The organism is Pseudomonas sp. IT-P294 (assembly GCF_949767865.1).
GTDB lineage: Bacteria > Pseudomonadota > Gammaproteobacteria > Pseudomonadales > Pseudomonadaceae > Aquipseudomonas.
This window is the reverse complement of sequence record NZ_CATKQW010000059.1, coordinates 200,523-223,738: the sequence shown is the minus strand read 5'-3', so window position 1 is coordinate 223,738 and position 23,216 is coordinate 200,523. Positions and strand designations below refer to the sequence as shown.

General features: G+C 56.5%; 19 protein-coding genes and 1 other RNA gene. 3 read left to right on the top strand and 17 right to left on the bottom strand.

Translation table 11 applies throughout. The features are described 5' to 3' along the window. Positions 1-935: 935 nt before the first annotated feature. From ACM6I0_RS31230 to ppk2, 3 genes are all read right to left on the bottom strand, one after another. On the bottom strand, positions 936-1,313 hold the full coding sequence (locus ACM6I0_RS31230) for a DUF6124 family protein (RefSeq protein WP_414924071.1): 378 nt from the start codon (positions 1,311-1,313) through the stop codon (positions 936-938). Between the two features lie 393 nt (positions 1,314-1,706). Then, on the bottom strand, positions 1,707-2,417 hold the full coding sequence (locus tag ACM6I0_RS31225; RefSeq protein WP_414924070.1) for a PIG-L family deacetylase: 711 nt from the start codon (positions 2,415-2,417) through the stop codon (positions 1,707-1,709). A 252-nt stretch (positions 2,418-2,669) separates the two neighbouring features. Beyond that, a complete protein-coding gene (gene ppk2 / locus ACM6I0_RS31220; protein WP_414924069.1) occupies positions 2,670-3,587 on the bottom strand; it encodes a polyphosphate kinase 2 in 918 nt (305 codons plus the stop codon). Between the two features lie 355 nt (positions 3,588-3,942). Here ppk2 and nspC point away from each other — a divergent pair, with 355 nt between their 5' ends. Then, complete coding sequence (gene nspC, locus ACM6I0_RS31215; protein ID WP_414924068.1) at positions 3,943-5,040, top strand: carboxynorspermidine decarboxylase; 1,098 nt, start codon at positions 3,943-3,945, stop codon at positions 5,038-5,040. A gap of 29 nt (positions 5,041-5,069) precedes the next feature. Then, positions 5,070-6,314, top strand: coding sequence for a saccharopine dehydrogenase family protein (locus tag ACM6I0_RS31210; RefSeq protein ID WP_414924067.1), 1,245 nt, complete (start codon positions 5,070-5,072; stop codon positions 6,312-6,314). Positions 6,315-6,410: 96 nt separating this feature from the next. On the opposite strand, the gene ACM6I0_RS31205 is transcribed toward ACM6I0_RS31210, so the two are convergent. From ACM6I0_RS31205 to ACM6I0_RS31175, 7 genes are all read right to left on the bottom strand, one after another. Continuing rightward, a complete protein-coding gene (locus tag ACM6I0_RS31205) occupies positions 6,411-7,046 on the bottom strand; it encodes a hypothetical protein (RefSeq protein ID WP_285430733.1) in 636 nt (211 codons plus the stop codon). Beyond that, positions 7,046-7,744 carry a hypothetical protein gene (locus ACM6I0_RS31200; RefSeq protein ID WP_414924066.1) on the bottom strand — a complete coding sequence of 233 codons (699 nt, stop codon included), beginning with the start codon at positions 7,742-7,744 and terminating at the stop codon, positions 7,046-7,048. Before ACM6I0_RS31200 ends, ACM6I0_RS31205 begins: the two co-directional genes overlap by 1 nt. A 101-nt stretch (positions 7,745-7,845) precedes the next feature. After that, positions 7,846-8,679: a phosphate ABC transporter ATP-binding protein PstB gene (gene pstB, locus ACM6I0_RS31195; RefSeq protein WP_405046064.1), complete on the bottom strand. Its 834-nt coding sequence runs from the start codon at positions 8,677-8,679 to the stop codon at positions 7,846-7,848. A gap of 2 nt (positions 8,680-8,681) precedes the next feature. Beyond that, positions 8,682-9,575: a phosphate ABC transporter permease PstA gene (pstA, locus tag ACM6I0_RS31190; protein ID WP_285430736.1), complete on the bottom strand. Its 894-nt coding sequence runs from the start codon at positions 9,573-9,575 to the stop codon at positions 8,682-8,684. Continuing rightward, positions 9,575-10,540, bottom strand: coding sequence for a phosphate ABC transporter permease subunit PstC (pstC, locus tag ACM6I0_RS31185; protein ID WP_285430737.1), 966 nt, complete (start codon positions 10,538-10,540; stop codon positions 9,575-9,577). The genes pstA and pstC overlap by 1 nt, the downstream gene beginning before the upstream one ends. 73 nt (positions 10,541-10,613) lie before the next feature. Beyond that, positions 10,614-11,645 (bottom strand): phosphate ABC transporter substrate-binding protein PstS, encoded by a 1,032-nt coding sequence (gene pstS / locus ACM6I0_RS31180; RefSeq protein WP_285430738.1) that lies wholly within the window; start codon positions 11,643-11,645, stop codon positions 10,614-10,616. 523 nt (positions 11,646-12,168) lie between these two features. Further along, positions 12,169-13,194 carry a hypothetical protein gene (locus ACM6I0_RS31175; protein ID WP_414924065.1) on the bottom strand — a complete coding sequence of 342 codons (1,026 nt, stop codon included), beginning with the start codon at positions 13,192-13,194 and terminating at the stop codon, positions 12,169-12,171. 796 nt (positions 13,195-13,990) lie between these two features. Between ACM6I0_RS31175 and ACM6I0_RS31170 the strand changes: the two genes are divergently transcribed. Further along, the gene (locus tag ACM6I0_RS31170; protein WP_414924064.1) at positions 13,991-15,547 is read left to right on the top strand and encodes a methyl-accepting chemotaxis protein; all 1,557 of its coding nucleotides are present in this window, start codon (positions 13,991-13,993) and stop codon (positions 15,545-15,547) included. Positions 15,548-15,831: 284 nt separating this feature from the next. Here the strand turns inward: ACM6I0_RS31170 and ssrA are convergent. From ssrA to ACM6I0_RS31135, 7 genes are all read right to left on the bottom strand, one after another. After that, positions 15,832-16,229, bottom strand: a transfer-messenger RNA (tmRNA) gene (gene ssrA, locus ACM6I0_RS31165). Positions 16,230-16,324: 95 nt separating this feature from the next. Then, positions 16,325-16,591, bottom strand: a complete 267-nt coding sequence (locus tag ACM6I0_RS31160) for a hypothetical protein (RefSeq protein WP_414924063.1) — start codon at positions 16,589-16,591, stop codon at positions 16,325-16,327. 348 nt (positions 16,592-16,939) lie between these two features. Next, entirely contained in the window at positions 16,940-17,212 is a 273-nt protein-coding gene (locus ACM6I0_RS31155; protein WP_285430740.1) for a hypothetical protein, read from the bottom strand. Positions 17,213-17,329: 117 nt separating this feature from the next. Beyond that, positions 17,330-20,149 carry an FAD-binding and (Fe-S)-binding domain-containing protein gene (locus tag ACM6I0_RS31150; RefSeq protein WP_414924062.1) on the bottom strand — a complete coding sequence of 940 codons (2,820 nt, stop codon included), beginning with the start codon at positions 20,147-20,149 and terminating at the stop codon, positions 17,330-17,332. Further along, the gene (locus ACM6I0_RS31145) at positions 20,146-20,817 is read right to left on the bottom strand and encodes a LutC/YkgG family protein (RefSeq protein WP_285430743.1); all 672 of its coding nucleotides are present in this window, start codon (positions 20,815-20,817) and stop codon (positions 20,146-20,148) included. The genes ACM6I0_RS31150 and ACM6I0_RS31145 overlap by 4 nt, the downstream gene beginning before the upstream one ends. Further along, the gene (locus tag ACM6I0_RS31140) at positions 20,817-22,271 is read right to left on the bottom strand and encodes a LutB/LldF family L-lactate oxidation iron-sulfur protein (RefSeq protein ID WP_285430745.1); all 1,455 of its coding nucleotides are present in this window, start codon (positions 22,269-22,271) and stop codon (positions 20,817-20,819) included. The genes ACM6I0_RS31145 and ACM6I0_RS31140 overlap by 1 nt, the downstream gene beginning before the upstream one ends. Continuing rightward, the gene (locus ACM6I0_RS31135) at positions 22,268-23,092 is read right to left on the bottom strand and encodes a (Fe-S)-binding protein (RefSeq protein ID WP_090175688.1); all 825 of its coding nucleotides are present in this window, start codon (positions 23,090-23,092) and stop codon (positions 22,268-22,270) included. Before ACM6I0_RS31135 ends, ACM6I0_RS31140 begins: the two co-directional genes overlap by 4 nt. Between the last annotated feature and the right edge of the window lie 124 nt (positions 23,093-23,216).

Genomic DNA, 23,216 nt, shown 5'->3' with positions numbered 1-23,216 from the left:
AATACAAAATCTGGGTCCGACAGCGATTCAGTGTGGGAGCGGGCTTGCTCGCGAAAGCTGTAGTTCATTCAATAGATAAGGTGACTGTCAGACCGCCATCGCGAGCAGGCTCGCTCCCACAGGTGATCGCCAGTGAATACAAAAGCTGTGTCCGGCAACGATCCAGTGTAGGAGTGAGCCTGCTCGCGAAAGCGGTAGTTCAGTCAATAAATAAGGTGACTGTCAGACCGCCATCGCGAGCAGGCTCGCTCCCACAGGTGATCGCCGGTGAATACAAAAGCTGTGTCCGGCAACGATCCAGTGTAGGAGTGAGCCTGCTCGCGATAGTGAAGGGGCAGTCGATATAAATGTTTTCTGACCCACCGCTATCGCGAGCAAGCTCGCTCCCACCGGTGATCGCCAGTGAATACAAAATCTGTGTCCGACATCGATCCAGTGTGGGAGCGAGCTTGCTCGCGATAGCGGTGGGTCAGTCGATGTAAATGTTGCCTGATGCACCGCCTTCGCGAGCAAGCCCGCTCCCACCGGTGATCGCCGGTGAATACAAAATCTGTGTCCGACAACGATCCAGTGTGGGAGCGGGCTTGCTCGCGATAGCTGTAGTTCAGTCAATAAATAAGGTGACTGTCAGGCCGCCATCGCCAGCAGGCTGGCTCCCACAGGTGATCGGCGGTGAATACCAAAGCTGTTTCCAGCGATGATCCAGTGTGGGAGTGAGCCTGCTCGCGATAGCTGTAGTTCAGTCAATAAATAAGGTGACTGTCAGGCCGCCATCGCCAGCAGGCTGGCTCCCACAGGTGATCGGCGGTGAATACCAAAGCTGTGTCCGGCGACGATCCAGTGTGGGAGTGAGCTTGCTCGCGATAGCGGTAGTTCAGTCAATAAATAAGGTGACTGTCAGGCCGCCTTCGCGAGCAAGCCCGCTCCCACAGGGATTAGCAGTGTGGCGCGGGTTTTGGCAATTCGACGTTATCGAGCATTCGGTTAACGGCCAGTTCGGCCAGCATGACGATTTGCTGAATCGCCATTGCCGTGTGTCGATGTGGGCCTTCCAGATAGCCGGCGAAGTCACTGGCCATGACACTGGCCTGGGCCAGCGACTCACAGGTGTGGGCTAGCAGGTCTTCGTCTTTGATATCTGGCGCAACCAGGAACATGGTGCTTGGTTTGCGGGTTGCCGGGGATTTGAGCGCGGCGGGATTGAGGTAGTGATCCAGCGCGCGTTCGGCGGCGTCGTTGAATTTTTTGGAACCGGCGGATTCGTAGGGGGAGACGTCGTCCGCGACAGGCGGGTTTGGTGTTTCTTTGATCATGGTAAAGCTCCTAAAAAAATTGGAGCTGCCACTTTCGTTTCCAAGCGAGTGGGTGGCAGCTGTGTGAGGGCTGGAAAACCGAGGTAGGAGCTAACCCTTGGCAGACCCGAAGGTCTCCCGCACACAGCCGCCATAACGTAGAACTGCGGGCTGAAAAAAACGCCGCAGTATGTCATGTGGACTACTGATTAGCTCTATTCCTCGGGTTTCCAGGCCCGGTCGCTGATGCGCAGCGACCGACAAAGCCTATCCACTCCGCTTCCTACCCAACAACCGCCGCGACTTGTCGGAAACATCTCCGAAAACCGGAGCGTCTGTAGGATCAGTGCGAGATTTTTTGTTTAAAAGACAATTCAAACAGCATCAGATACCGACGTGGGCACCCTGCAACGGCTACTCGGCATCAAGCCGCCAATAGCGTTCAGGAGAGCCTATGTCGGCGCGTTTGGCGACTCCGAACAGCGGCAGTTGACTCCGATAGGCGCCTACAGCGTGGGCCTTCTTTTTTGCGCTTGAGGTCGGAAATTGAACGGCACTCATTTTTAGTCCAGCCTGCCTCCAGGCCGCGAGCCGAGTCAGGACCAGGCCCGGAAGTTGCCGATAGATCGCCTCCTCATAGACGAACCAGTTCATTGGGCGGTCAGTGGCTCCATCCTCTTCGTGCTGTTGCGCAAGCAGAAATGCTTCGCGAACCGCCAGGCAAGCATTGCTCGTCAGCAGATGGTCGGGGTGGGAAAGGCCCAGGGGCATGAGAACGGTTCCGCCCCGTTGCTCAAGGATTGTTTTTAACGCCAATACGAGGTCAGTCGTTTGATAGCCTCGACCGTACTGGCCGTCCCAGAAGTTGAGCCATGTGCCTTTCGCGCCAAGTCTGCGCATCGACTCCGCATCTTCATCACGTCGCGCAAGCACGGCCTGATACCCACTACTAAAACCTGTAGCTCTGTCCCATGCCGGGGTCGCTATTTCAGGATCAGGCACGCCAGCGAATACTGTAATGACAAGAGCATCTCGACTTTCAGCCAAAAGGCAGCCGCAACTGAAGACGGCATCATCTAAATGTGGGGAGATTACGGTGATGTGTTGCGGGATTGGCAAACGCATTGAATTCCGTCTCCCGACAGTAAAATCGGTGCCTCTGCTCAGGTATAGCCAAGTTTGAATATCAGGCGCGCAAGGGAGCGTCGAAAACGCTTCGGTTTCTGAAAAAAATCATGCTTTTAAGAGTGCGTATTATTAGCGGCTGACAACTTCGGGTTTCAGTAATATCGGGTAGCCCAGATACAACAAAACCCACACTAGGCGGGTTTTGTTGCTGGGTATCGGGTGGGCCGGGTAGGTCGAATTTTATTCGTCTTAATAGAGCTGAGGCACGATGAGTTCCGGTGGCGTCGGAATGCGGGAGTAGTCTTCCTGACGCACGCGTTTCGGCAGTTCGATTACCGGTAACTCCACCTCTTCGTAGGGCATTTGCCCGAGCAGATGATGGATGCAGTTGAGTCGGGCTTTTTTCTTGTCGTCGGCTTGCACCACCCACCATGGCGCTTCGGCGATGTGGGTGCGTTCGAGCATGATTTCCTTGGCCTTGGTATAAGCCTCCCAGCGTCGACGGGACTCCAGATCCATGGGGCTGAGTTTCCACTGTTTGAGCGGGTCGTGGATGCGGCTTAGAAAGCGCAGGTTCTGTTCCTGGTCGGAAATGGAGAACCAGTATTTGATCAGCTGAATACCGGAACGGGCGAGCATCCGCTCAAACTCTGGCACCGTGCGGAAAAACTCTTCGTACTGATCGTCATTGCAAAACCCCATGACCTTTTCGACCCCAGCGCGGTTGTACCAGCTGCGGTCGAATAGCACGATTTCACCCGCTGCCGGCAGGTGCGAGACGTAGCGCTGGAAGTACCATTGAGTGCGTTCGCGATCATTGGGCGCAGGTAGGGCCGCGACACGGCATACCCGCGGATTCAGTCGTTGGGTGATGCGTTTGATGACACCACCTTTGCCGGCTGCATCGCGCCCTTCGAACAGGATCACCACTTTATGGCCGGTCTTGACCACCCAGCTTTGCAACTTCACCAGTTCGCCTTGCAGGCGGAACAGTTCGCTGAAATAGAGTCGTCGGGCTTCCTTCTCGCTTCCGTCCTCGGCGTGTTCATCAAACAGCGCATTCAGGTCATGTCCGTCTTCGGATAATTCCAGTTCCAGCTCTTCGTCACTGTGATCGAGCAGCTCGCGGTGGATGCGCTGTATCAAGGTGTCCTGGGTTGAAGGCATGGTGAGAACTCACGTCGTGGGTGGCCGCGCAAATGCTATTCATAATTTGTGACGAGGCGGTGACGAGCGTTATTGTTTCATCCGGTTTACAGGTTGATTAACCGACTATGCAGGATGATCGCTGCAACATTGGCGATAATTATCAGATGGACGCTACTGTAAAAACGACGGATCTGGTACAGACTGTTCAATACCCTATCCGTGTATTACGCGGCGTAGCGAGTAAGTGACGCCCTTAACGCTAGCCTCAGGTGAGTGTATTGACTCTGCGGGCGTTACTTCTGCTCTTTCGATATGCAGTCAGTGAAGGCACAATGCGCATCCTTTTTTGACTGGCCTTGCCGGAGGCCTCGAAATGATCAAAACGCCGTACTACCTCATCGACAAACAAAAGCTGCTGAAGAACATGCAGACGATTGCGTATGTCCGCGAACAGTCTGGGGCCAAGGCCCTGTTGGCGCTCAAGTGCTTCGCCACCTGGTCGGTGTTCGACTTGATGCAGCAATACATGGACGGCACCACGTCGTCGTCGCTCTATGAACTCAAGCTTGGTCGGCAGAAGTTCGAAGGCGAGACCCACGCCTACAGCGTGGCCTGGGCTGACGACGAGATCGAGGAGATGCTCGATAACAGCGACAAGATCATCTTCAACTCCATCAGCCAACTGCAACGCTTTGCCGAGCGTTCCGAAGGCAAAGTCCGCGGCCTGCGCGTCAACCCGCAAGTAAGCAGCTCTGATTATCTGCTGGCCGACCCGGCGCGTCCGTTCAGCCGTCTGGGCGAGTGGGACCCGGTGAAGATCGAAGGCGTCATCGACCAGATCTCCGGCTTCATGTTCCACAACAACTGCGAGAACAGCGACTTCGACCTGTTCGACAAGATGCTCTGCACGATCGAAGAACGCTTCGGTGAGCTGCTGCACAAGGTCAACTGGGTCAGCCTGGGCGGCGGCATTCACTTCACCGGTGAAGGCTATGCGCTGGACGCGTTCTGCGCGCGGCTCAAGGCGTTCTCGCAAAAATACGGCGTGCAGGTCTACCTGGAGCCGGGCGAAGCGGCGATCACCAACAGCGCCTCGCTGGAAGTGACCGTGCTCGACACGCTGTACAACGGCAAGCACCTGGCGGTGGTGGACAGCTCCATCGAAGCGCATCTGCTTGACCTGCTGATTTATCGCCTCAACGCCAAGCTCGCACCAAGCGAGGGTGATCACACCTACATGGTGTGCGGCAAGTCGTGCCTGGCCGGAGACATCTTCGGTGAGTATCAATTTGATCGTCCGCTGGCCATCGGTGATCGGCTTTCATTCATCGATACAGCGGGCTACACCATGGTCAAGAAGAACTGGTTTAACGGCCTGAAAATGCCATCCATCGTGGTGAAACAACTCGACGGTACAGTCGAAGTGGTTCGCGAATTTGGTTTTGAAGACTACCTGTCCAGCCTTTCGTAAAGCGGACATATAAAGGAGAGATACCGCAATTGAAAAAGAACGTTCTTATCATTGGCGCAGGAGGTGTCGCTAAGGTGGTGGCCCACAAGTGCGCGCAGCACAACGACGAACTCGGTCGTATTGCTATCGCGTCGCGCAACATCTCCAAGTGCCAGGCCATCATCGAAAGCGTCAAGGCCAAGGGTAGCCTCAAAGTACCCGCCGACATCAAGGCCTTCGCGCTGAACGCTCTGGATGTCGAGGCGACCAAGGCACTGATCCTCGAAACCGGATCGCAGATTGTCATCAACGTCGGTTCCGCCTTCCTCAACATGTCGGTGCTGCGCGCCTGCATCGATACCGGCGCAGCCTACCTGGACACCGCTATTCACGAAGAGCCGGGCAAGGTCTGCGAGACACCACCGTGGTACGGCAACTACGAGTGGAATCACCTCGAGGAATGCCAGCAGAAAAACATCACCGCCATTCTTGGCGTGGGCTTCGACCCCGGCGTGGTCAATGCCTATGCAGCTTTGGCGAAGCAAGAATATTTCGACAGCATTGATTCGATCGACATTCTCGACGTCAATGCCGGTTCGCACGGCAAGTATTTCGCTACCAATTTCGACCCGGAAATCAATTTCCGCGAGTTCACCGGACAGGTGTGGAGCTGGCAGAACAGCCAGTGGACCAGCAACGCCATGTTCGAAGTGAAACGCACCGACGACCTGCCGGTCGTAGGGTCGCAGAACCTGTACCTGACCGGCCACGATGAAGTGCACTCCCTGTCGAAAAACCTCGGCGTGCCCAACGTGCGTTTCTGGATGAGCTTCGGCGAGCATTACATCAATGTGTTCACCGTACTGAAAAGCCTCGGCCTGCTCTCCGAGCAACCGGTCAAGACGGCTGAAGGCCTGGAGGTCGTGCCGCTGAAGTTGGTCAAAGCCGTGCTCCCTGATCCAGGCTCGCTGGCGCCGGGCTACACCGGCAAGACCTGCATCGGTGATCTGGTCAAGGGCACCAAGGATGGCCAGCCGCGTGAAGTCTTCATCTACAACGTGGCCGACCACGAAGAAGCGTACGCAGAAACCGACAGCCAGGGCATTTCCTATACAGCTGGCGTGCCGCCCGTGGCCGCAGCGCTGCTGGTCGCCCGCGGCGAGTGGGACGTGCAACGCATGGTCAACGTCGAGGAGCTGTCGGCTGAGCCGTTCCTCAAGGCACTGGACGTGATGGGCCTTCCAACCCGCATCAAGGACGAGAATGGAGATCGTCCCTGGAACGGCAACGTCTGAGGCTCGTAACCTGCCGCTGAGCTTGATTGCCAGCACCAAAAAACGCCGCTCAATGAGCGGCGTTTTTGTTTGTACGTGATTTGTGGATGGTGAACATCAGGAGGAGAAAACTTCCGAGCGTTGTTGCGCGGGCTCCTTGTGTCTGTGCGGTTGCTGCCGGGCTAGCCGCGCCTGGACGTCAGTGACTGCATCCAGGACTTTCTGCGCCCAGCGCTCATCTTCCGGGTGCACGACAACCACGCGAAAACCGTGGTCATGACCTTCAATCCTTACGCCTTCGGAATCATCGACATGCAAGTCGATATCGAATGCCGGCGGAAACTTCGAGGGCGCGTTCGACAGCCCATGCACCGTCAGGGCACGGTTATGCCGCACACTGTTGACCACGCCGTCGACGCGGATCCCGTAGAGCAATAACCAGCGCCGGATGTAGGACGGCGTGCGCCCCGACGATGTGTAGACCCAGATGCTGCAGCCCTGGCGACGTAACTCGCGGGTCAGGGAGCGTGTTCCGATCCGCAACGGCTCACCCAGCCAACGGTGAACACAGGCTGGCAGCCGGCTTTTCTCGACTGCGCAGTGGTGGAGTTGGCAGGCCAGCGTGTCATCGATATCAAACGAAATCCGTATGCGTGCACGCCTGAACGCGGGCATCGGGATGGCACGCTGGATGGCGTGCCATACCCGGCTGGCGGACGTTCGGCATTTGGCGAGCATTGGATACCAATCCATCAACGGCCTCCCTGATGGACGGGCAAGCGTTTGTCTTTGAGAAAAAACTTCATGGGATCAGGCGCCTGTTCTTCGAGGAAAGCTGCATATTTTTTTTTGATCTTGGGCAATTCGTACAACGCCTTGACGCCATGTTTGGCGGAGTTGCGTATGACCGAGGACGGGTTGAAGTAGCCCTCGGCGTTTTTCAGTGTCAGCACGAACGGCGGCAGACCTGCGCGCATCAGCAGATAGCTGACGATAAGCGAGCCGCTACGGTTGTTGCCTTCAATGAACAATTGCGGCTTGCTGAGGATGCGCACATACACACCGGCGGCACGCTTCCAGACTGATTCGCTGCGATGCGCAGAGTACCAGTTGAACAAGTCTTTGATTCCACCTTCCACGTTGTTGAAGAAGTGCTCCTCAGTGGCGGCAAGGTGTTGAGCGAATTCCAGCCGGCGAGCCGGGTCTCGGCCGCACAGCACCGTGGCATTGATCTCCAGCATCAGATTCAACTGCTGAAGATCAAACAGGTCGACATCACGTGCAACGTAGTCGTCAATCAGGGCATAGCCTTCAAGCACGTTCTGCAGCACTTCGTCCGTCAAGGGATCTCGCTGCTCGGTGAATTGCGTGCTGAGCTCGGCAAATCGACTTTGCACCTCACGCAGCGCACGTTCAATCGCGGGCAAATCAAGACGACGCTTTGCGAACATTGGCAATCCTGAAGAAGATGAGTGAGAAGGTGAAGCGACCGAATGCACGCCAATGTCGATGGGCCCTTGGCGGCATTCGGTCCTGAGCGGATGGTTGTCGACTAGCTGAATTTGCCGCTGATGTAATCGCTGGTCATTTGCTCGCGGGGGTTGTCGAATATCTGCGCGGTGGGGCCCATCTCAACCAGATAGCCGGTACGCGTGCCCTGCGAAATATCCACCGAGAAAAATGCCGTCGTGTCAGCGACACGGATCGCCTGCTGCATATTGTGGGTGACCAGAGCGATGGTGTAGTCCTTCTTCAACTCGACCATCAATTCCTCGACACGGCGCGTGGCAATCGGGTCGAGTGCCGAGCACGGCTCATCCAGCAACAGGACTTCCGGTTCGGTGGCGATAGCGCGGGCGATACAGAGTCGTTGCTGCTGGCCCCCCGAGAGGGACAGGCCGCTGACCTTGAGCTTGTCCTTGACTTCATCCCACAACGCGGCGCCCTGCAGTGCGTGCTTGACGCGGTCACCCAGATCGCCCTGGTAGCGATTGAGGCGCAGGCCGAAAGCCACGTTATCGAAAATGCTCATCGAGAACGGGTTCGGCTGTTGGAACACCATCCCGATATAGCGACGCACGACCACTGGATCGACGCCCTTGCCATACACGTCTTGCCCGAGGAAATGCACATGGCCCTCGAAACGAAAGCCCTTTACCAGATCGTTCATCCGATTGAGGCTGCGTAGCACAGTGCTCTTGCCGCAGCCGGAAGGACCGATGAATCCGGTGATCTTGTTCTTCTCGATCGGCACATGGCTGTCACGGACCGCCATGAAATTGCCGTAGAAAATCTTGTCGAGCTTGCAGTCCATGACCACAGATGCCTGGGCCTCGAACGGGGCAGCTTTTTGCGCAGATAATACGTTCACTGTATTTGCTCCCATTCTCAAAACTTCGGCTTGCCGAAAATACGGCTGACGATATTCACAATCAGCACGATCATCACCAACACGAGCGAGGCCGCCCATGCGAGCTCAAGCTGATTGTCGAACGGCATGCCGGAGAAGTTATAAATCAGTACGGCAAGCGATGCGGTCGGGTTCATGACCGCCAGGCTGCCGTCGTGGTAGATCCAGTAGTTGCTGAACAGGGCGGTAAACAGCAATGGCGCGGTTTCGCCGGCTGCGCGCGCCACCGCCAGCATCACGCCGGTCAGCATCGCCGGCATGCCGGTAGGCAATACGATTTTCCAGATGACCTGCGAGCGGGTGCAGCCCATGCCGTAGGCCGCATCCTTCATGATCTTGGGCACCATCCGCATCGACTCTTCAGCGGTAAGCACGACGATAGGCAGCATCAGCACTGCCAGTGCCACGCCGCCCGCCGGTGCCGAGTACGTACCGGTGGTCATCACCACCAGGGCGTAGGCGAAAACCCCGGCCAGAATCGAAGGCAGCCCCGTGAGCATCTTGGCGGCGAAGCGCGCGGCGTTGGCCAGCTTGCTGTCCGGTCCCAGTTCAGCCAGGAAGACGGCCGCCATGATGCCGACCGGAACCGCGATTGCGGCTGCGATACCGACCATGACAAAGGTGCCTGCCATCGCGTTGCCGAAGCCGCCGCCGGTCTCGAACCCGGTCGGCGGAAGTTCGGTAAACACCTCAAGGCGCAGACGGGCACCTCCGCGCGTAATCAGCATGTAGAGCACGGAAATCAGGGGCACGCTGGCCAGCAGGGCGCCCGCCCAGACCAGAGTGGTCAACACCAGGCTGCGCAGGGCGCGGCCTTCAAATTTGCGCTGCAGACTTGGCAGCGCGGCTACAGGAGAACTGAGGTTATTCATCATTTAGTACCCCGCTGGGCATAGACCATGATCATGGAACCGATGACGTTCACTATCAGGGTGATCAACATCAGGACCAGTGCGGCATACATCAACACCTCAACCTCGGTCGGCCCGGCTTCGGGAAAATTCAGCGCCAGCAAAGCTGCCAGCGTGTTGGCCGGTGCAAACAGAGAAAGAGAAATATTGTTCGAGTTGCCGACCAACATCGCCAGGGCCATCGTTTCACCCAAGGCCCGACCCAGGCCCAGTACCAGTGAGCCGAAAATGCCGGTGGCAGCGGATGGCACCATCACCTTGAGAATCGCTTCCCAGTGGGTGGTCCCCATGCCGTAGGCGGCTTGCTTGGTTTTCATCGGTACGCCCGTGAGGGCATCCTGAGAAACGGCGGCAATCGTCGGCAGGATCATGATGGCAAGTACCAAGGCGGCGGGTAACAGGCCTGGTCCGCTCAAGGTCGTGCCGAAAAAAGGTATCCAGCCAAGTTCGCTGTTCAACCAGTCCGTGAGGGGCCGAATGGCCGGAATCACCACGTAGATCCCCCACAGACCGTAAACGACGCTGGGAATCGCCGCGAGCAACTCGACAATGGTGCGAAAAATGGCGGCAAGCTGGGCAGGCAGGAAATCCTGGGTCAGGAAAATCGCCATGCTGACGCCGAAAAAGCCTGCGATCACCAACGCGATCAGGGCGCTGTAGAGCGTGCCCCAAATGGCCGGCAGAATGCCGTACTTGCCTTGGTTCACATCCCAGACGGTGCCCAAAAGGACGTCCAGGCCGTGCTTCTCAATGCCTGGAAGTGCCTTGCGTCCCACCTCGAATACCAAGGCAAACACCAGCGCCAGAACGAGAACCACGCCTATCCGCGCAAGCGCGCGGAAGGTGCGATCAAGCAGGAAATCCTTCGCAGAAGGGGGCTGGCATGCAGAGTCCGGATTAACCGGTACGACAAATGGCTTGTTCATGGGCTAATTCCGGAGCGTGGGGGAAATCCCTTCGGCGAGGCTGATAGCGCACGCCGAAGGAACCTCGCGAGCGTCACTGGATGTTGGAGGAAGCTTTACGAACCTGCTCGACGACCGATTGCGGCAGGGGGATGTAACCCATCGAATCGGCGATTTTCTGGCCTTCAGTCAGGCTGTATTCGACCATTTCGCGCATAGCCTTGGCCTTGGCCGGGCTCTCGTTCTGCTTGCGGAAAATCATCCAGGTGTAGGACGTGATCGGGTAGGACTTGGCACCGTCTGGATCGGGCAGCCAGGCCACCAGGCTTTCCGGCATCTTCACCGCAGCCAGAGCCTCAGCTCCGCTTTCCGCGTTCGGTACAACGTAAGCGCCGGCCTTGTTCTGCAACTGGGCAAAGTCGACCTTAGCCAGCTTGGCGAAACCGTATTCGATGTAGCCAATCGCACCTGGGGTCTGGCGTACGGTGGCTGTTACACCGTCATTCTTGGGCGATTTGATGAACTTGTCGCTGGCCGGCCAGTTGACTGTGTTGCCTTCACCCAGCTCCTTTTTGAACTCAGGATTGATTGCCGCAATGTGCTTGGTAAATACCGCGGTAGTACCGCTGGAGTCCGCACGCACGACAACCGTGATCGGCATGTCAGGCAGTTTCAGCTCCGGGTTGGCCGCGACGATCTTTGGATCGTTCCAGCGAGTGATCTTGCCCAGGAACACATTGGAGTAAACGTCGCGCGGCAATTTAAGCCCTTTGGGACTGCCCGGCAGGTTGTAAGCCAGCACGATTTCACCCGCGGTCATCGGCAGCAACTGCGCGCCCTCTGCAACCTTGGCGATGTCTTCGTCTTTCATGGCCGAGTCACTGGCCGCGAAATCTACGGTTTTGTTCAGGAAGTCCTGCACACCCGCACCGCTGCCCTTGGATTGATAATCCACGGTGACGCCAGTGGCTTTCTTGCTGAAATCCTTGAACCAGGTGAGGTAGATCGGTGCGGGGAAACTGGCACCAGAACCTGTCAGGCGGACGCTGTCATTAGCAAAAGACACTGAGGAGGCACAAAGAGAAACTGTAACGGCGAGCGCAGCAGACTTGATCAAACTTTTCATTAAAGGAACTCCTTGTGATAACGGGCTCCCGAACTTTGAAGCAAGTTTGTGAAGTTTTTATGATGGTTGGGCGGTTAGGGGGGGTGAGGTGGGATTTTGGTTGTGGGTGTGGGTTGGCAGGGCGGGGGGCAGGGTCATCGAATCTATCGGTGAGGATGTAATGCTGTCTTTCGGTTTGATCGCCTTGAGCTGGTGCTCGGAGAGGCGGGTGGGAGCGCATATGAAATGTGCTTCATGACACTATTTGGTGTTTCAAAGATAAACCTTGGGTAGCGGGAATATCGTCGGGAATGCCAAATTGCGTTGAACTCAAAAAACCTGGAAATCCCCTAAATAGTCCTTTAATTCCGATATTTTCTGGATTTCAGGTACAAAAAAAGACGTCAGTGGACGTCTTTAGATGATTGGGCTGGGTCATTTGAACGAGCATGGTACGGTCCAATGAATATTGGTGCTACTAGGATGCCTTTTTTTGGGATACACGTAGGGATACACGAAGCCTGCAGTTGAAGGCGCACAACAATCAGCCGCGCTTAGACAGCTCCAGTTTTAAATTTCGGATGGTGTTCTGATGCTTCTTCGCCAGCTGAATTTGCCGTATATCGATATCCCTCGTTGATGGTGAAAGAAACAACGCAGTCAGCTCGCTACTGCTATCCGAACTGGATATGACCGCGCCAGCGAAAGCTTCGCCGTCCGGTACACCTTCAATTATGTAAAAAAGGTTCTGACCTGTACTCCGTTGCCACTGTAAAAAACCGGTTATGGTCACGCGATCTATGCGGCACAGAACAGAGTCGACTTTTATGAATACTTCGTCATTAGACACTTCAAGAGTATGACTGTGTGGCCATTCTGGGCCGACCTCGAGTCCCGATTCGGTTGTCTGGAAGCCTTCCACCGTTGATGCGTTCGGTACCATTGGTAGGAGCAATTGGGTCGACCGAAGCAGAAGATCGTTTTGGTATTGCTCAAAGCTAGCGAATTTGAGATGTGCACTTCCTGTGGCATTAAAGATTTCATCAGTCAGTTGGATAGCGAATGGGCCAGGAGCTTGTTCCGCAAGGATGTTCAGCTGATGCTGAGGCCAGCAGAGAAGGGGCGTTCGCACCAAAAAGCACTCACTAGCAGGCCCCCTCATCGTTAATTTTGGAAATTGTTCTTCAAGTGGTCGTGTCCATGGCTTGAACTCGTAAAGCTTAATCCCATGCCTTTCTGCTTTTTTGCGTGCAGGTGCTGTATATCCTGACGAAGAAACTATCGCGGGATGAGTGATAGAAGTCATATCCATAAATTTCAAGCAAAGCTGTTCGACTTGGGACACGTCCAGTGGGGTTCCTTCGCGCTTAACCTCGTATGCCTTGAACGCATAGGTTGTATCGTCCGGCCCCTGCATAGTGACGGTTATGTCAACGTCCCGGGATGTCTCAGAAGCAGGATCGAAAACCATATCTCCGATTGTCACATCCACCGCCTCGGGGTCGTTTTTGAGGCAGCACAACCCCACTAGGTACTGGACCATCATCGGAGTCAAAGGGTGTTTGGACATGGAGTGCCTACTGTGAAGGGCGAGTAAGTACTTATAGCCTACGGTGTGGATAGGCCATACCACTCCCTTGAATGACTTAACGCCTCATTCGTTCTTTTCGAGGCTGAGGGGTTAGCGAAGAAAGGGAACGCATTTATTTAACAGTCGCATTGGGCTTTTCCCCTGCACCATAGGACGAGGCAGTCAGCTTTGATGTCACGCTGGCAACCTTGGAGGACTTCTAAGGCATGGATACGGACGTGATGGAATTGGTGTATCACCGCACACGGTCCGTCAGTCGATTTTTGTCAGCTAAACAAGCCTCTTCGCGTGCAAGCCTCGCGCCCACAGATTTACGCTGCCCCGAGAGATTGCGCATTTCGCAGGGCATGGTCGAGCCAAAACTCCCAATCTCCAGATGCAACAAAACCCCCACTTGGCGGGTTTTGTTTTACTTCGTATTTGGTGGGCCGGTTTCATTAGACCACTACAATAGCCATCGACCGGCGCATGAAACAAGGCGCCCGGAGGGCGTTCGCACGCACTCGGCGGACCGTGTCGATTCCTATACAGAGTGTCGTTTTCGACACGCTGGAGCCTGACAAAACCTGAAGCTGGAACAGCTATCATTGGTCATTCATGAGATGTTTTCGCAACTGGGGCATTCGACATTAATTTGGCATGTTTTTGTCTCATTCATGAGGGCGAGCCTCGAGAGACATTGCGTAACACGTTACTGCTCAACATAGTGACGAGCCGGCCGATAAGGTTCTGAGATTCGCCCGCTAGTAAACGTAATCTACTGCATGGAGCATGTATGTTTGATTGGATCAGGAATATCCGTGTAGGCACGAAACTAGGTACTGGCTTTGGCTTGGTACTGGCGCTAACTTCTCTACTCGCTCTCACTGGCTGGATAGCAATCAACAGTCTTGATGAGCGGGGCGTCAAGATAGAGAGTATTGCTCGTGTCGCCGAGATGACCAAGGACTTGCGAGTTCATCGTTTGCAGGTAGAGCTCAACCCCAAGGGCGATGGCTCCCAGTTAATCCTCCAGACGCTTGAGAAGCTCACTGAACACTTGAACACTGCGCGTGCCAACCTGGCCTCGCCCAGCGATTTGGCGCTGATTGACCAGCAGATAGCCGCAGTCAAGGTGTACCGCGATGCCTTTGGCTCCTTAAGCCAGGCGGGAACCGATTTGGCTCCGGTATTCGCCCGAATGAGTGCGCAAGGCGACATCCTGCTCAGTGCCACCAAGCAGTTGATAGCGTCACAATCCGCCAAGCGCAATGCCGACTCGTCTTTTGCTAAAACCCTGCTTGCTAGTATCGCGGCGCTGGCGTTACTGTTCGGCGTCCTCGCGGCCTGGGTCATTACTCGGCAAATCGTTACACCGTTGCAGCATGTCCTGACGGACGTCGATCGTATTGCCTCCGGCGATTTGAGTCAGGATCTGGAGGTCAATCGTCGCGATGAGCTAGGGCAATTGCAGAGAGGCCTGCAACAAATGACCACCAGCCTGCGTGAATTGATTGGCGGTATCGGCGCTAGCGTCATCCAGATCGCTAGCGCTGCTGAAGAGTTGTCAGCCGTCACTGAGCAGACAAGTGCTGGTGTGAACAGCCAAAAAGTCGAAACCGACCAGGTTGCTACTGCAATGAACGAAATGACCTCCACCGTGCAAGAGGTAGCGCGTAATGCTGAGGAGGCATCTGACGCTGCTGCTGCCGCAGATCAGCAGGCCCGCGAAGGTGACCAAGTTGTTGGTGAGGCCGCAGCTCAAATCGAACGCCTAGCTATCGAAGTCGGCAACTCCACTGTGGCTATGAGCAATCTCAGAGAGGAAAGCAACAAAATCGGTGGTGTGCTCGATGTCATTAAGGCCGTCGCCCAACAAACCAACCTACTGGCTCTCAATGCCGCCATTGAGGCAGCGCGAGCTGGCGAAGCTGGGCGAGGTTTTGCGGTAGTTGCCGATGAAGTTCGTAGCCTGGCGAAGCGTACTCAGCAATCCACCGAAGAAATTGAAAAGCTAATCTCCAGCTTGCAAAACGGCACTCGAGAGGTATCCGCCATTATGGAGAGCAGTCGTACGCTGACTGATAGTAGTGTTGAGTTAACTCGTCGCGCCGGTACATCTCTCGAAAATATTACCCGCACGGTTTCTACAATCCAGTTGATGAATCAGCAGATTGCCTCAGCCGCTGAACAGCAGAGTGCCGTGGCTGAAGAGATCAACCGTAGCGTGCTGAACGTGCGTGATATCTCTGAACAAACCGCTGGCGCTAGTGATGAGACAGCCGCCTCAAGCATTGAATTGGCACGCTTAGGTCATGAGCTTGACGGGTTGGTTAAGCGCTTTCGACTGTAAGGCTGCTCTAAAGTGAAGAAAAGGGGACGCATTTATTTAAAAATTACGTTTGGCTTTTCCCCGGCACTGTAGGAAGAGGCGTGATAGAACCGGTGTATCAGCGCACACGGTGTGTCAGTCGATTTTTTGTCAGCTAAACACGCCTCTTCGCGTGCAAGCCTCGCGCCCACAGCTTTACGCTGTCCCGAGAGATTGCGCATTTCGCAGGGCATGGTCGAGCCAAAATTCCCAACCCCCAGATGCAACAAAACCCGCACTTGGCGGGTTTTGTTTTGCTTCGTATTTGGTGGAGCCGGGGGGATTTGAACCCCCGTCCGCCAGTACTCCGCTGTCGGTACTACATGCGTAGCCGTTTCTATTAAGTTAACCCTCAGCGACCCGAAGGGCAGGGTGCTTTGGGCGAGTTGTGTAAGTTTTAGCCGCTTCGTCCACAACGTACTGCACGGCGATTCTGTTCTATATGACAATCACTTTGGGTTTACAGACATCCCCTGGTGATTGCTGGACCCGAAGGTACCAGAAGCTCAGGATCTAAAGCTGCTTACGCAGCGAGAGAGAATTCCTGGCCGTAGGTTTCGTCATTGGCAACTATAAGTAGTTGCAACAGTGGATTTACGAGTTCTGTTACCAACTCGGCATGCACCTAAAGTTTCGCAACCGGCGTCGAATCCTAAACGGCCCCGAGCCTGTTGCTCTGTGAATCAAAATGAGCAACAAGCACGCACAGTGTACGCCAACGCGGCTCAGAAGGCCAACCCGAAGGTTGTCCATCACACGTTACGGGGTGACCTGGTTGGCGAGTGACAGTCCCTGGGTGGCCTCGGTGACGCATTTTTTGTCGTCATTGGAGGCTTGTGACGCTTTGGCACTGGCCAGCAGCCTTTTGACCTCCATTGTGGTGTTTGTGGAGGTCGGCGGCAGTGAGCTGACCTTATTTTCGAGCTCCTGCACCTTGCTCGTGCAAAGGCTGTTGTCCGCAGCAAATACGGGAGAGGCCAACATTGCAGCAGAAATCAACAGGCCAGCGAGTGCGGTACGTTTCATGGATATCTCCTTTACCTGATGGTCTCGGTGCTGCTGTGTGAGCGAGCGGCTTGGCCGAGGTTGGAAAAATTAATCACGATTGATGGGGCCTACATAAAAGACTACGGCGGGGCGCAGTAATTCGTTTTTAGCAGAATGGCTATGAAAAAATTGTTTGATAGAAGCAGAGGGGATATCGCCTCTTTTCATTGGTAGCCTCTTCCGGAGCTTCGCTCCTATGGGCTCTGGGACTCAAGCATGGGGTAAGTTTTCATGACGATGCGGGCGGTGCACGCCTGACCAAATCCCAGATGCAACAAAACCCGCAATTGGCGGGTTTTGTTTTGCTTCGTACTGGATAGTGCTGCGTCACTTCCCGCCTTTGTTCGCGTCCTTGATCATCTTGATGGTGTCGTTGGTCTCGGCGATGCAATCGTCAGTACCTTCCTTGGTGCCTTTTGCGTGGTCCGCTTGGGCTTGTTTTACGGAGTCCTCTACCTGGTCAGAGATTTCCTCAGGAATCTGTGTCCTGGCATTTTCGATGGTTTTCAAGTTGACCGCACATTGGTCTTCAGCGGCAAACGAAGTGGACGCCATCAGTGAGACAGTAACGAACAGACCTAACAGTACAGAACGTTTCATGTGTATCTCCTTGAACTGAGGGTCCAGGCATCGCTGGCCATCAGGACGGGCTGCCGAGTTTAGGTAAAGCCCGGTCGTCCGGGCTTATTGTGTGGACTGCGGCAGCGCATCAGGGTTCTATCTTTCTTGCATGACCCTCGCCTGCGTTACCCGATCCACCAGATAGACTAGCCCGTGGTAGTCAATTCCGCCGTGTTGCGTCAGACCGATCTCACAGGTGCGACTGGTCGAAATCCCCTCGCTACACTGCTGCACCGCATCCTTGAGCGTACGCAACGAATGTGCGTTCAGTTCCGGCGTCGTGAAGCCTTTATCCCCTGCAAAACCGCAGCAATGAATGCCTTCGGGAATGACCACGTTTTTGCTGCATTTACGTGCCAGATCGATCAACGCCTGGCTCTCGCCAAGGTGCTGGGTACTGCATGTGACGTGCACCGCAATCGGCGCTTCCTGCGGCGTGAAATCGAGTCGATCCATCAAATGCGTACGGATGAAACGCACCGGGTCGTACAGGTCCAGGCGCACATCACCCAGGTCCTGAACCAGCCGTAACGTACACGGACTGGTGTCGCAGTAGATCGGATCGAGCCCGCCGCGACTGGCATGCAGCAACGCGCCGATCAGTTCCTGGCGTTTGTGTTCGGCCTGTTCGGCATAACCCTTTGAGGCAAACGGCTGACCGCAGCAGAGGCTGTCTTGATTGTCCGGGAAGACGACTTGATAGCCGGCCTTCTCCAGCAGCCCACGGGTTTTGTCGTACAGCGACATCTGCTCTTTATCACCCGCCGCCGGGCCCATGACCCGCGAGACGCAGGCGGCGAGATAGACCACCCGAGGACGCTCATCCGACACGATCGGGCTGAAGCGAATGGCTTTTTCCGGTTGTGGCATCGCGTTGGTCCATTGCGGTACCTGGCCCTTGGACAACTTGGTCAACGTCGCCGACAGCTTCGCCAGACGTGGTGCGCCCAGCAGCATCCGCGCGCCGTTGGCCACGTGCAGAGTGAAGCGTGCACCTTGCAGTGCGGTGGCGAAATTTCCCTCAAGCCAGTTGGCGGTTTTCGTATGCGTCGCGTTACGGGCGCGGAGCTTTTTCACCAGCTCGCCGGTGTTGATGCCTACAGGGCAGCGTTGCGCACACAGGCCGGTGGCGGCGCAGGTGTCGATGCCCTGGTATTCGTAGGCGGCTTCAAGCTCGGAGGTGTCGACGCCTGCACGTTTCTTCGCTTGGATATCCCGCCAGATCACAATGCGCTGGCGCGGGCTCAGGGTCAGGCCTTTCGATGGGCAGACCGGCTCGCAGAAGCCACACTCGATGCACTTATCCACAATCTCGTCGGCGGCCGGCAGCGGTTTCAGGTGCTTGAGATGGATCTGCGGATCTTCGCTGAGCACCACGTCCGGGTTGAGTATGCCGTTGGGGTCGAGCAGGCGTTTGAGCTGCCACATCAGTTGATAGGCGTCGCTGCCCCATTCCAGCTCAACGAACGGCGCCATGTTGCGCCCGGTGCCGTGTTCGGCCTTCAGCGAACCACCGAACTCCACCGCCACCAACTGCGCCACGTCGTCCATGAACGCTTGGTAGCGTGCGACTTCTTCCGGGTTGTTGAAGCCTTGGGTGAAGACGAAGTGCAGATTACCTTCCAGCGCGTGTCCGAAAAGGATCGCTTCGTCGTAGTGATGTTTATCGAATAACTCGATCAGGCGGTTCACGCCGGTCGCCAGTTGTTCGACCGGGAAGGTCACGTCTTCGATGATCACCGTGGTGCCGGTTTTACGCACCGCGCCGACGGCGGGGAAGGTGTCTTTGCGGATCGCCCAGAGCCGGGCGTTCTCGACCGGGTCTTCAGTGAAGTCGACCTGTTTTTCCACAGGGAAAGCCGCCAACGACGCCATGATCTGCGCCAGTTGTTCCTGCAGCAAAGTGGACGACGCCGCGCGGGATTCAATCAGCAGCGCGCAGGCATTGTTCGATAGCTGTTGTACGAAAGCCGGCATGCCGGGTTTGTCCTGCACCGAGCGCAGGCTGCGACGGTCGAGCAGCTCCACAGCGGACACGGGTTGGCTTTTCAGCACGGTGACGGCGTTGCAGCAGGTTTCCACATCCGGGAACACGATCAGTGCCGAGGCTTTGTTCGGATGGTCGATGACCGTGTCGTAGGTCACTGCGCTGATGAAACCAAGCGTGCCTTCGGAGCCGACCAGCAAGTGGCTCAAGATATCCACAGGCTCGTCGAAATCCACCAGCGCATTAAGCGACAGCCCGGTGGTATTTTTCAGACGATATTTGTGGCGGATTCTCGCAGCCAGTTCGGCATTGGCGCGGGTCTCGCGGCCCAATGTCGCCAAGCGTTCCAACAGGGCGGAGTGACTCTGGCGAAACGCGGCAACACTCGCCGCATCTTCGGTATCGAGACGGCTGCCATCGGCCAGCACCAGACGAATACCGGCCAGCGTGTGGTAAGTGTTTTGCGCCGTGCCGCAGCACATGCCGCTGGCGTTGTTGGCGACGATGCCGCCGATTTTGCAGGCGTTGATCGACGCCGGGTCCGGGCCGATCTTGCGGCCAAACGGCGCCAGCCATGCGTTGGCCTGCGCGCCAATCACGCCCGGTTGCAGGCGGATTTGCATGCCTTGGCCGCGAATCTCACGCCCGTTCCAGTTATCCCCCAGTACGATCAACACCGAATCGCTGATGGCCTGGCCAGACAGGCTGGTGCCGGCGGCGCGGAAGGTCACTGGGACGCGGTCGCGCTGCGCCAGTTTCAACAACGCCACGACTTCGTCTTCGGACTCGACGCGGATCACCAGTTTCGGAATCAGCCGATAGAAACTGGCGTCGGTGCCGAAGGCCAATGTCGACAGTGGGTCGTCGAAACGCCGCGCCTCAGGGATCAGTTGCTGCGCATCTCGCAGGAAAGCCGCCGGTAGACTCATTGGTCCTCCAGAATCAAAACCACCAGGTCTTTGGGACCATGTGCGCCATAGGCCAGGACTTGTTCGATATCCGCGGTTTTCGACGGGCCAGACACCAGCAACGCATTGGTCGGCATGCCTTGGGCCCATTCGAATTCCTGCTGCACCTGATAGAAGTTATCGCGGATTTCACTGGCCTTGAGCAGGGCGAAATGCACCGGCGGCACCAGGCTCATCAGGCGTGGTTCTTCGCGTGTCGGCCAGAGAATCAGGCTACCCGTGGCGGCGATGGCGCCGAGGGTGGTGGTCAGACTGGCCGGGGTGTCGTTGAACAGTTCGGCTTTCCATTCTTCAACCGGGCGGTTGTAGGACTTGAGTGACGGCAGTCCCGGATTTTTCTCCCAGTGCTGAGTGACACGTTGGCCGTGAGGTGTAGTCGGTGCGATCAACAGGCTCGGCAACTGACGATCCCGCAACAACTGAGCAAGCAACGCAGGCCAATCTTCGGCGGACGTCAGGTGGATTTCGGTGTGCACCGCTTCCATCAGTTTGCGCAGTTGCGGGATGCGTTGCTCGGCGGTGTAGGTGTAAGGCGCTGTCACCAGTTCGACGTCGAAATCGTCGGGCACCGGCGTGGTGCCGGTCAGACTGTTGCGCAACTTGGCGAGGATATTTTGCTTGGCGCTCATCAACGATCTCCCTGTTTGGCCAAATGCTCGCGGGCCATGTCATGCAGTGAGCGGGCGGCGGGTTTCGGTGCGCTGTGGTTTTGCGTCCACGGGCCAACGTTGCTCGGCGCAAGCGCACGCAGGCGCGTGGCAAAGAAGCCGAACAAACGATACAGCGTTGGTGAGCTGTTGAGTGTGGCCCAGGCGTTCCAGATAAAGCGTTCCTTGCGTGAATACTTGCTGCCCTGGCCGCGCATGACTTGATGCGGGCTGTCAGGGGATTTGACGTTTTCTTCCCGTAGGCGCCGCAGCAATGCAGGGATAGGAATTTTTACCGGGCAGACTTCGCCGCAAGCGCCACACAGCGACGACGCGCTCGGATGGTCCGGGACTTTCGCCAGGCCGACCATGTGCGGGGTGATGATTTTTCCGATAGGTCCCGGGTAAACCTCACCGTAGGCGTGGCCACCGATTCGAGTGTAGACCGGGCAATGATTCATACACGCGCCGCAGCGGATGCAGTTCAGTGTCTGGCGCAGTTCGCTGTCGGCGAAAGCCTGGCTGCGACCGTTGTCGAGCAGGACCAGATGCACTTCTTGCGGGCCGTCGAGTTCATGTTCCTTGCGCGGGCCGGAGATCATGTTGACGTAGGTGGTGATCGGCTGGCCAAGGGCCGAGCGGGTCAGCAACGACAACAGCGGCACCACATCGCGCAAGTTTTCAACGACTTTTTCGATGCCGGTGACGGCGATGTGCACCGGTGGCACCGTGGTGGTCATGCGGCCGTTGCCTTCGTTTTCCACCAGCAGCAGGGTGCCGGTTTCGGCCACGGCGAAGTTGACGCCGGAGACGCCGATGTCCGCTTCGAAGAATTTCTGTCGCAAGACTTTGCGACCGATCTGAATGAGTTGGTCAACGTCCTTGGTGTATTCCACGCCAAGTTTGTCGTGGAACAAGGACGCGACCTGACCGGCGTTCTTGTGGATCGCCGGCATAATAATGTGTGAAGGCTTCTCGTGGTCGAGCTGGACGATGTACTCGCCCATGTCCGATTCCAGGCATTCAATGCCCTGTTCAGCGAGGAAGTGATTCATTTCCATCTCTTCGCTGACCATCGATTTGCCCTTGATCACTTGCCGCCCCTCGTGAGCGCGGATGATCGAGAGGACGATGCCATTGGCTTCGTCCACCGTTTCCGCCCAGTGCACTGTCACACCGTTGCGGGTCAGGTTCTGTTCAAGCTGCTCGAGCAGGTCGGGCAACTTGGATAGCGCGCGGGCTCGGACAGCATTGCCCAGCGCGCGTAAATGTTCTCTTTCGTGGGCATCGCTGAAGGACGCTGCCCGTTTGGTCATCAGAGAATCCATCGCAGTGCGAAAGTTGTTTCGCAATTGCTTGTCGTCCAAAGCCTTGTGAGCCCGGACGCGAAAATCTTCTTCCACGGCAACCGTAGGAATAATCGCAGAGGCGTTCATTGAGCACCTCCGGTTCGCTGCCAGAGGAAACTGGCCAAGTGTTGGCCGCGCAACGCTTCCTGCTGTTTCTCCAGCGAGCCGTTGATGTTCATCAGGCAACCACAATCGGCACTCAGTACCTTGTGCGCGCCGGACTCCTTCAACGACCGGGTCTTGTCAGCCACCATCGCGCCGGAAATGTCTGGCATACGGACGCTGAACGTCCCGCCGAAGCCACAACATTCGCTTTCGTGATCGTGATTGACCCGCTCCACGTTGCTCAATTGCGCCAACAACTCGCGACCGTGCAGGTGGGTGTTCATTTCACGGCGTGCCGAGCACGACGTGTGCAACGCCACTTTTACCGGTTTACCGCTGTCCTTGAGCTGCACCTTGCAGACAAACAACAGGAACTCGGCCAACTCGTAAGTCCGGGCGGCCAGCGCCTGAACCTGTTTCAACGTCTGCGGCTCGTCCTTGAACAAGTCGGCGTAGTGTTCGCGCAACATCCCGGCACAAGAACCTGAAGGCACCACCACCGGATAATCCCCGGCGAACAACGCCAGTTGCGAGCGCGCCACGGTACGTGCCTGCTCGGTGTAACCGGAGGTGTAGGCCGGTTGTCCGCAGCAGCTTTGCCCTTGCGGGTACTCGACACGAATGCCTTCGCGCTCCAGCAAGTGGATCGCGTCCATCCCGGCTTCTGGGTAGAACAAATCCACCACGCAAGTCCCGAACAAGTAGACCCGGGACGGTTTTTCGCTGGGGTATTGCCGAGGCTCGGGCAGTGGGGGGGCGACACGGGTCGCGTTCGGCACGGCGTTGTAAAAAAGCTCGCTCATCAGGCGTGTCTCCGGGTGGGCCCGGTTATCCGTCCGCTGAGGCTGCTGAATATAGAGAGGCAAGCTTTCAGCAGCCTTACAGACCGGGTGGTGAATTGCTGACGCCGGAATCGTGGTCCGGCGT

Bases quoted from the DNA above. Each gene is read 5' to 3' on its own strand.
- ACM6I0_RS31225 (WP_414924070.1), bottom strand. From the start codon at position 2,417: ATGCGTTTGCCAATCCCGCAACACATCACCGTAATCTCCCCACATTTA.
- pstS (WP_285430738.1), bottom strand. From the start codon at position 11,645: ATGAAAAGTTTGATCAAGTCTGCTGCGCTCGCCGTTACAGTTTCTCTT.
- ACM6I0_RS31140 (WP_285430745.1), bottom strand. From the start codon at position 22,271: ATGAACGCCTCTGCGATTATTCCTACGGTTGCCGTGGAAGAAGATTTT.
- ACM6I0_RS31145 (WP_285430743.1), bottom strand. From the start codon at position 20,817: ATGAGCGCCAAGCAAAATATCCTCGCCAAGTTGCGCAACAGTCTGACC.
- ACM6I0_RS31200 (WP_414924066.1), bottom strand. From the start codon at position 7,744: ATGTTCGCAAAGCGTCGTCTTGATTTGCCCGCGATTGAACGTGCGCTG.
- ACM6I0_RS31155 (WP_285430740.1), bottom strand. From the start codon at position 17,212: ATGAAACGTTCTGTACTGTTAGGTCTGTTCGTTACTGTCTCACTGATG.
- ACM6I0_RS31175 (WP_414924065.1), bottom strand. From the start codon at position 13,194: ATGTCCAAACACCCTTTGACTCCGATGATGGTCCAGTACCTAGTGGGG.
- ACM6I0_RS31160 (WP_414924063.1), bottom strand. From the start codon at position 16,591: ATGAAACGTACCGCACTCGCTGGCCTGTTGATTTCTGCTGCAATGTTG.
- nspC (WP_414924068.1), top strand. From the start codon at position 3,943: ATGATCAAAACGCCGTACTACCTCATCGACAAACAAAAGCTGCTGAAG.
- ppk2 (WP_414924069.1), bottom strand. From the start codon at position 3,587: ATGCCTTCAACCCAGGACACCTTGATACAGCGCATCCACCGCGAGCTG.
- ACM6I0_RS31170 (WP_414924064.1), top strand. From the start codon at position 13,991: ATGTTTGATTGGATCAGGAATATCCGTGTAGGCACGAAACTAGGTACT.
- ACM6I0_RS31135 (WP_090175688.1), bottom strand. From the start codon at position 23,092: ATGAGCGAGCTTTTTTACAACGCCGTGCCGAACGCGACCCGTGTCGCC.
- pstA (WP_285430736.1), bottom strand. From the start codon at position 9,575: ATGAATAACCTCAGTTCTCCTGTAGCCGCGCTGCCAAGTCTGCAGCGC.
- ACM6I0_RS31205 (WP_285430733.1), bottom strand. From the start codon at position 7,046: ATGGATTGGTATCCAATGCTCGCCAAATGCCGAACGTCCGCCAGCCGG.
- pstB (WP_405046064.1), bottom strand. From the start codon at position 8,679: ATGGGAGCAAATACAGTGAACGTATTATCTGCGCAAAAAGCTGCCCCG.
- pstC (WP_285430737.1), bottom strand. From the start codon at position 10,540: ATGAACAAGCCATTTGTCGTACCGGTTAATCCGGACTCTGCATGCCAG.
- ACM6I0_RS31230 (WP_414924071.1), bottom strand. From the start codon at position 1,313: ATGATCAAAGAAACACCAAACCCGCCTGTCGCGGACGACGTCTCCCCC.
- ACM6I0_RS31150 (WP_414924062.1), bottom strand. From the start codon at position 20,149: ATGAGTCTACCGGCGGCTTTCCTGCGAGATGCGCAGCAACTGATCCCT.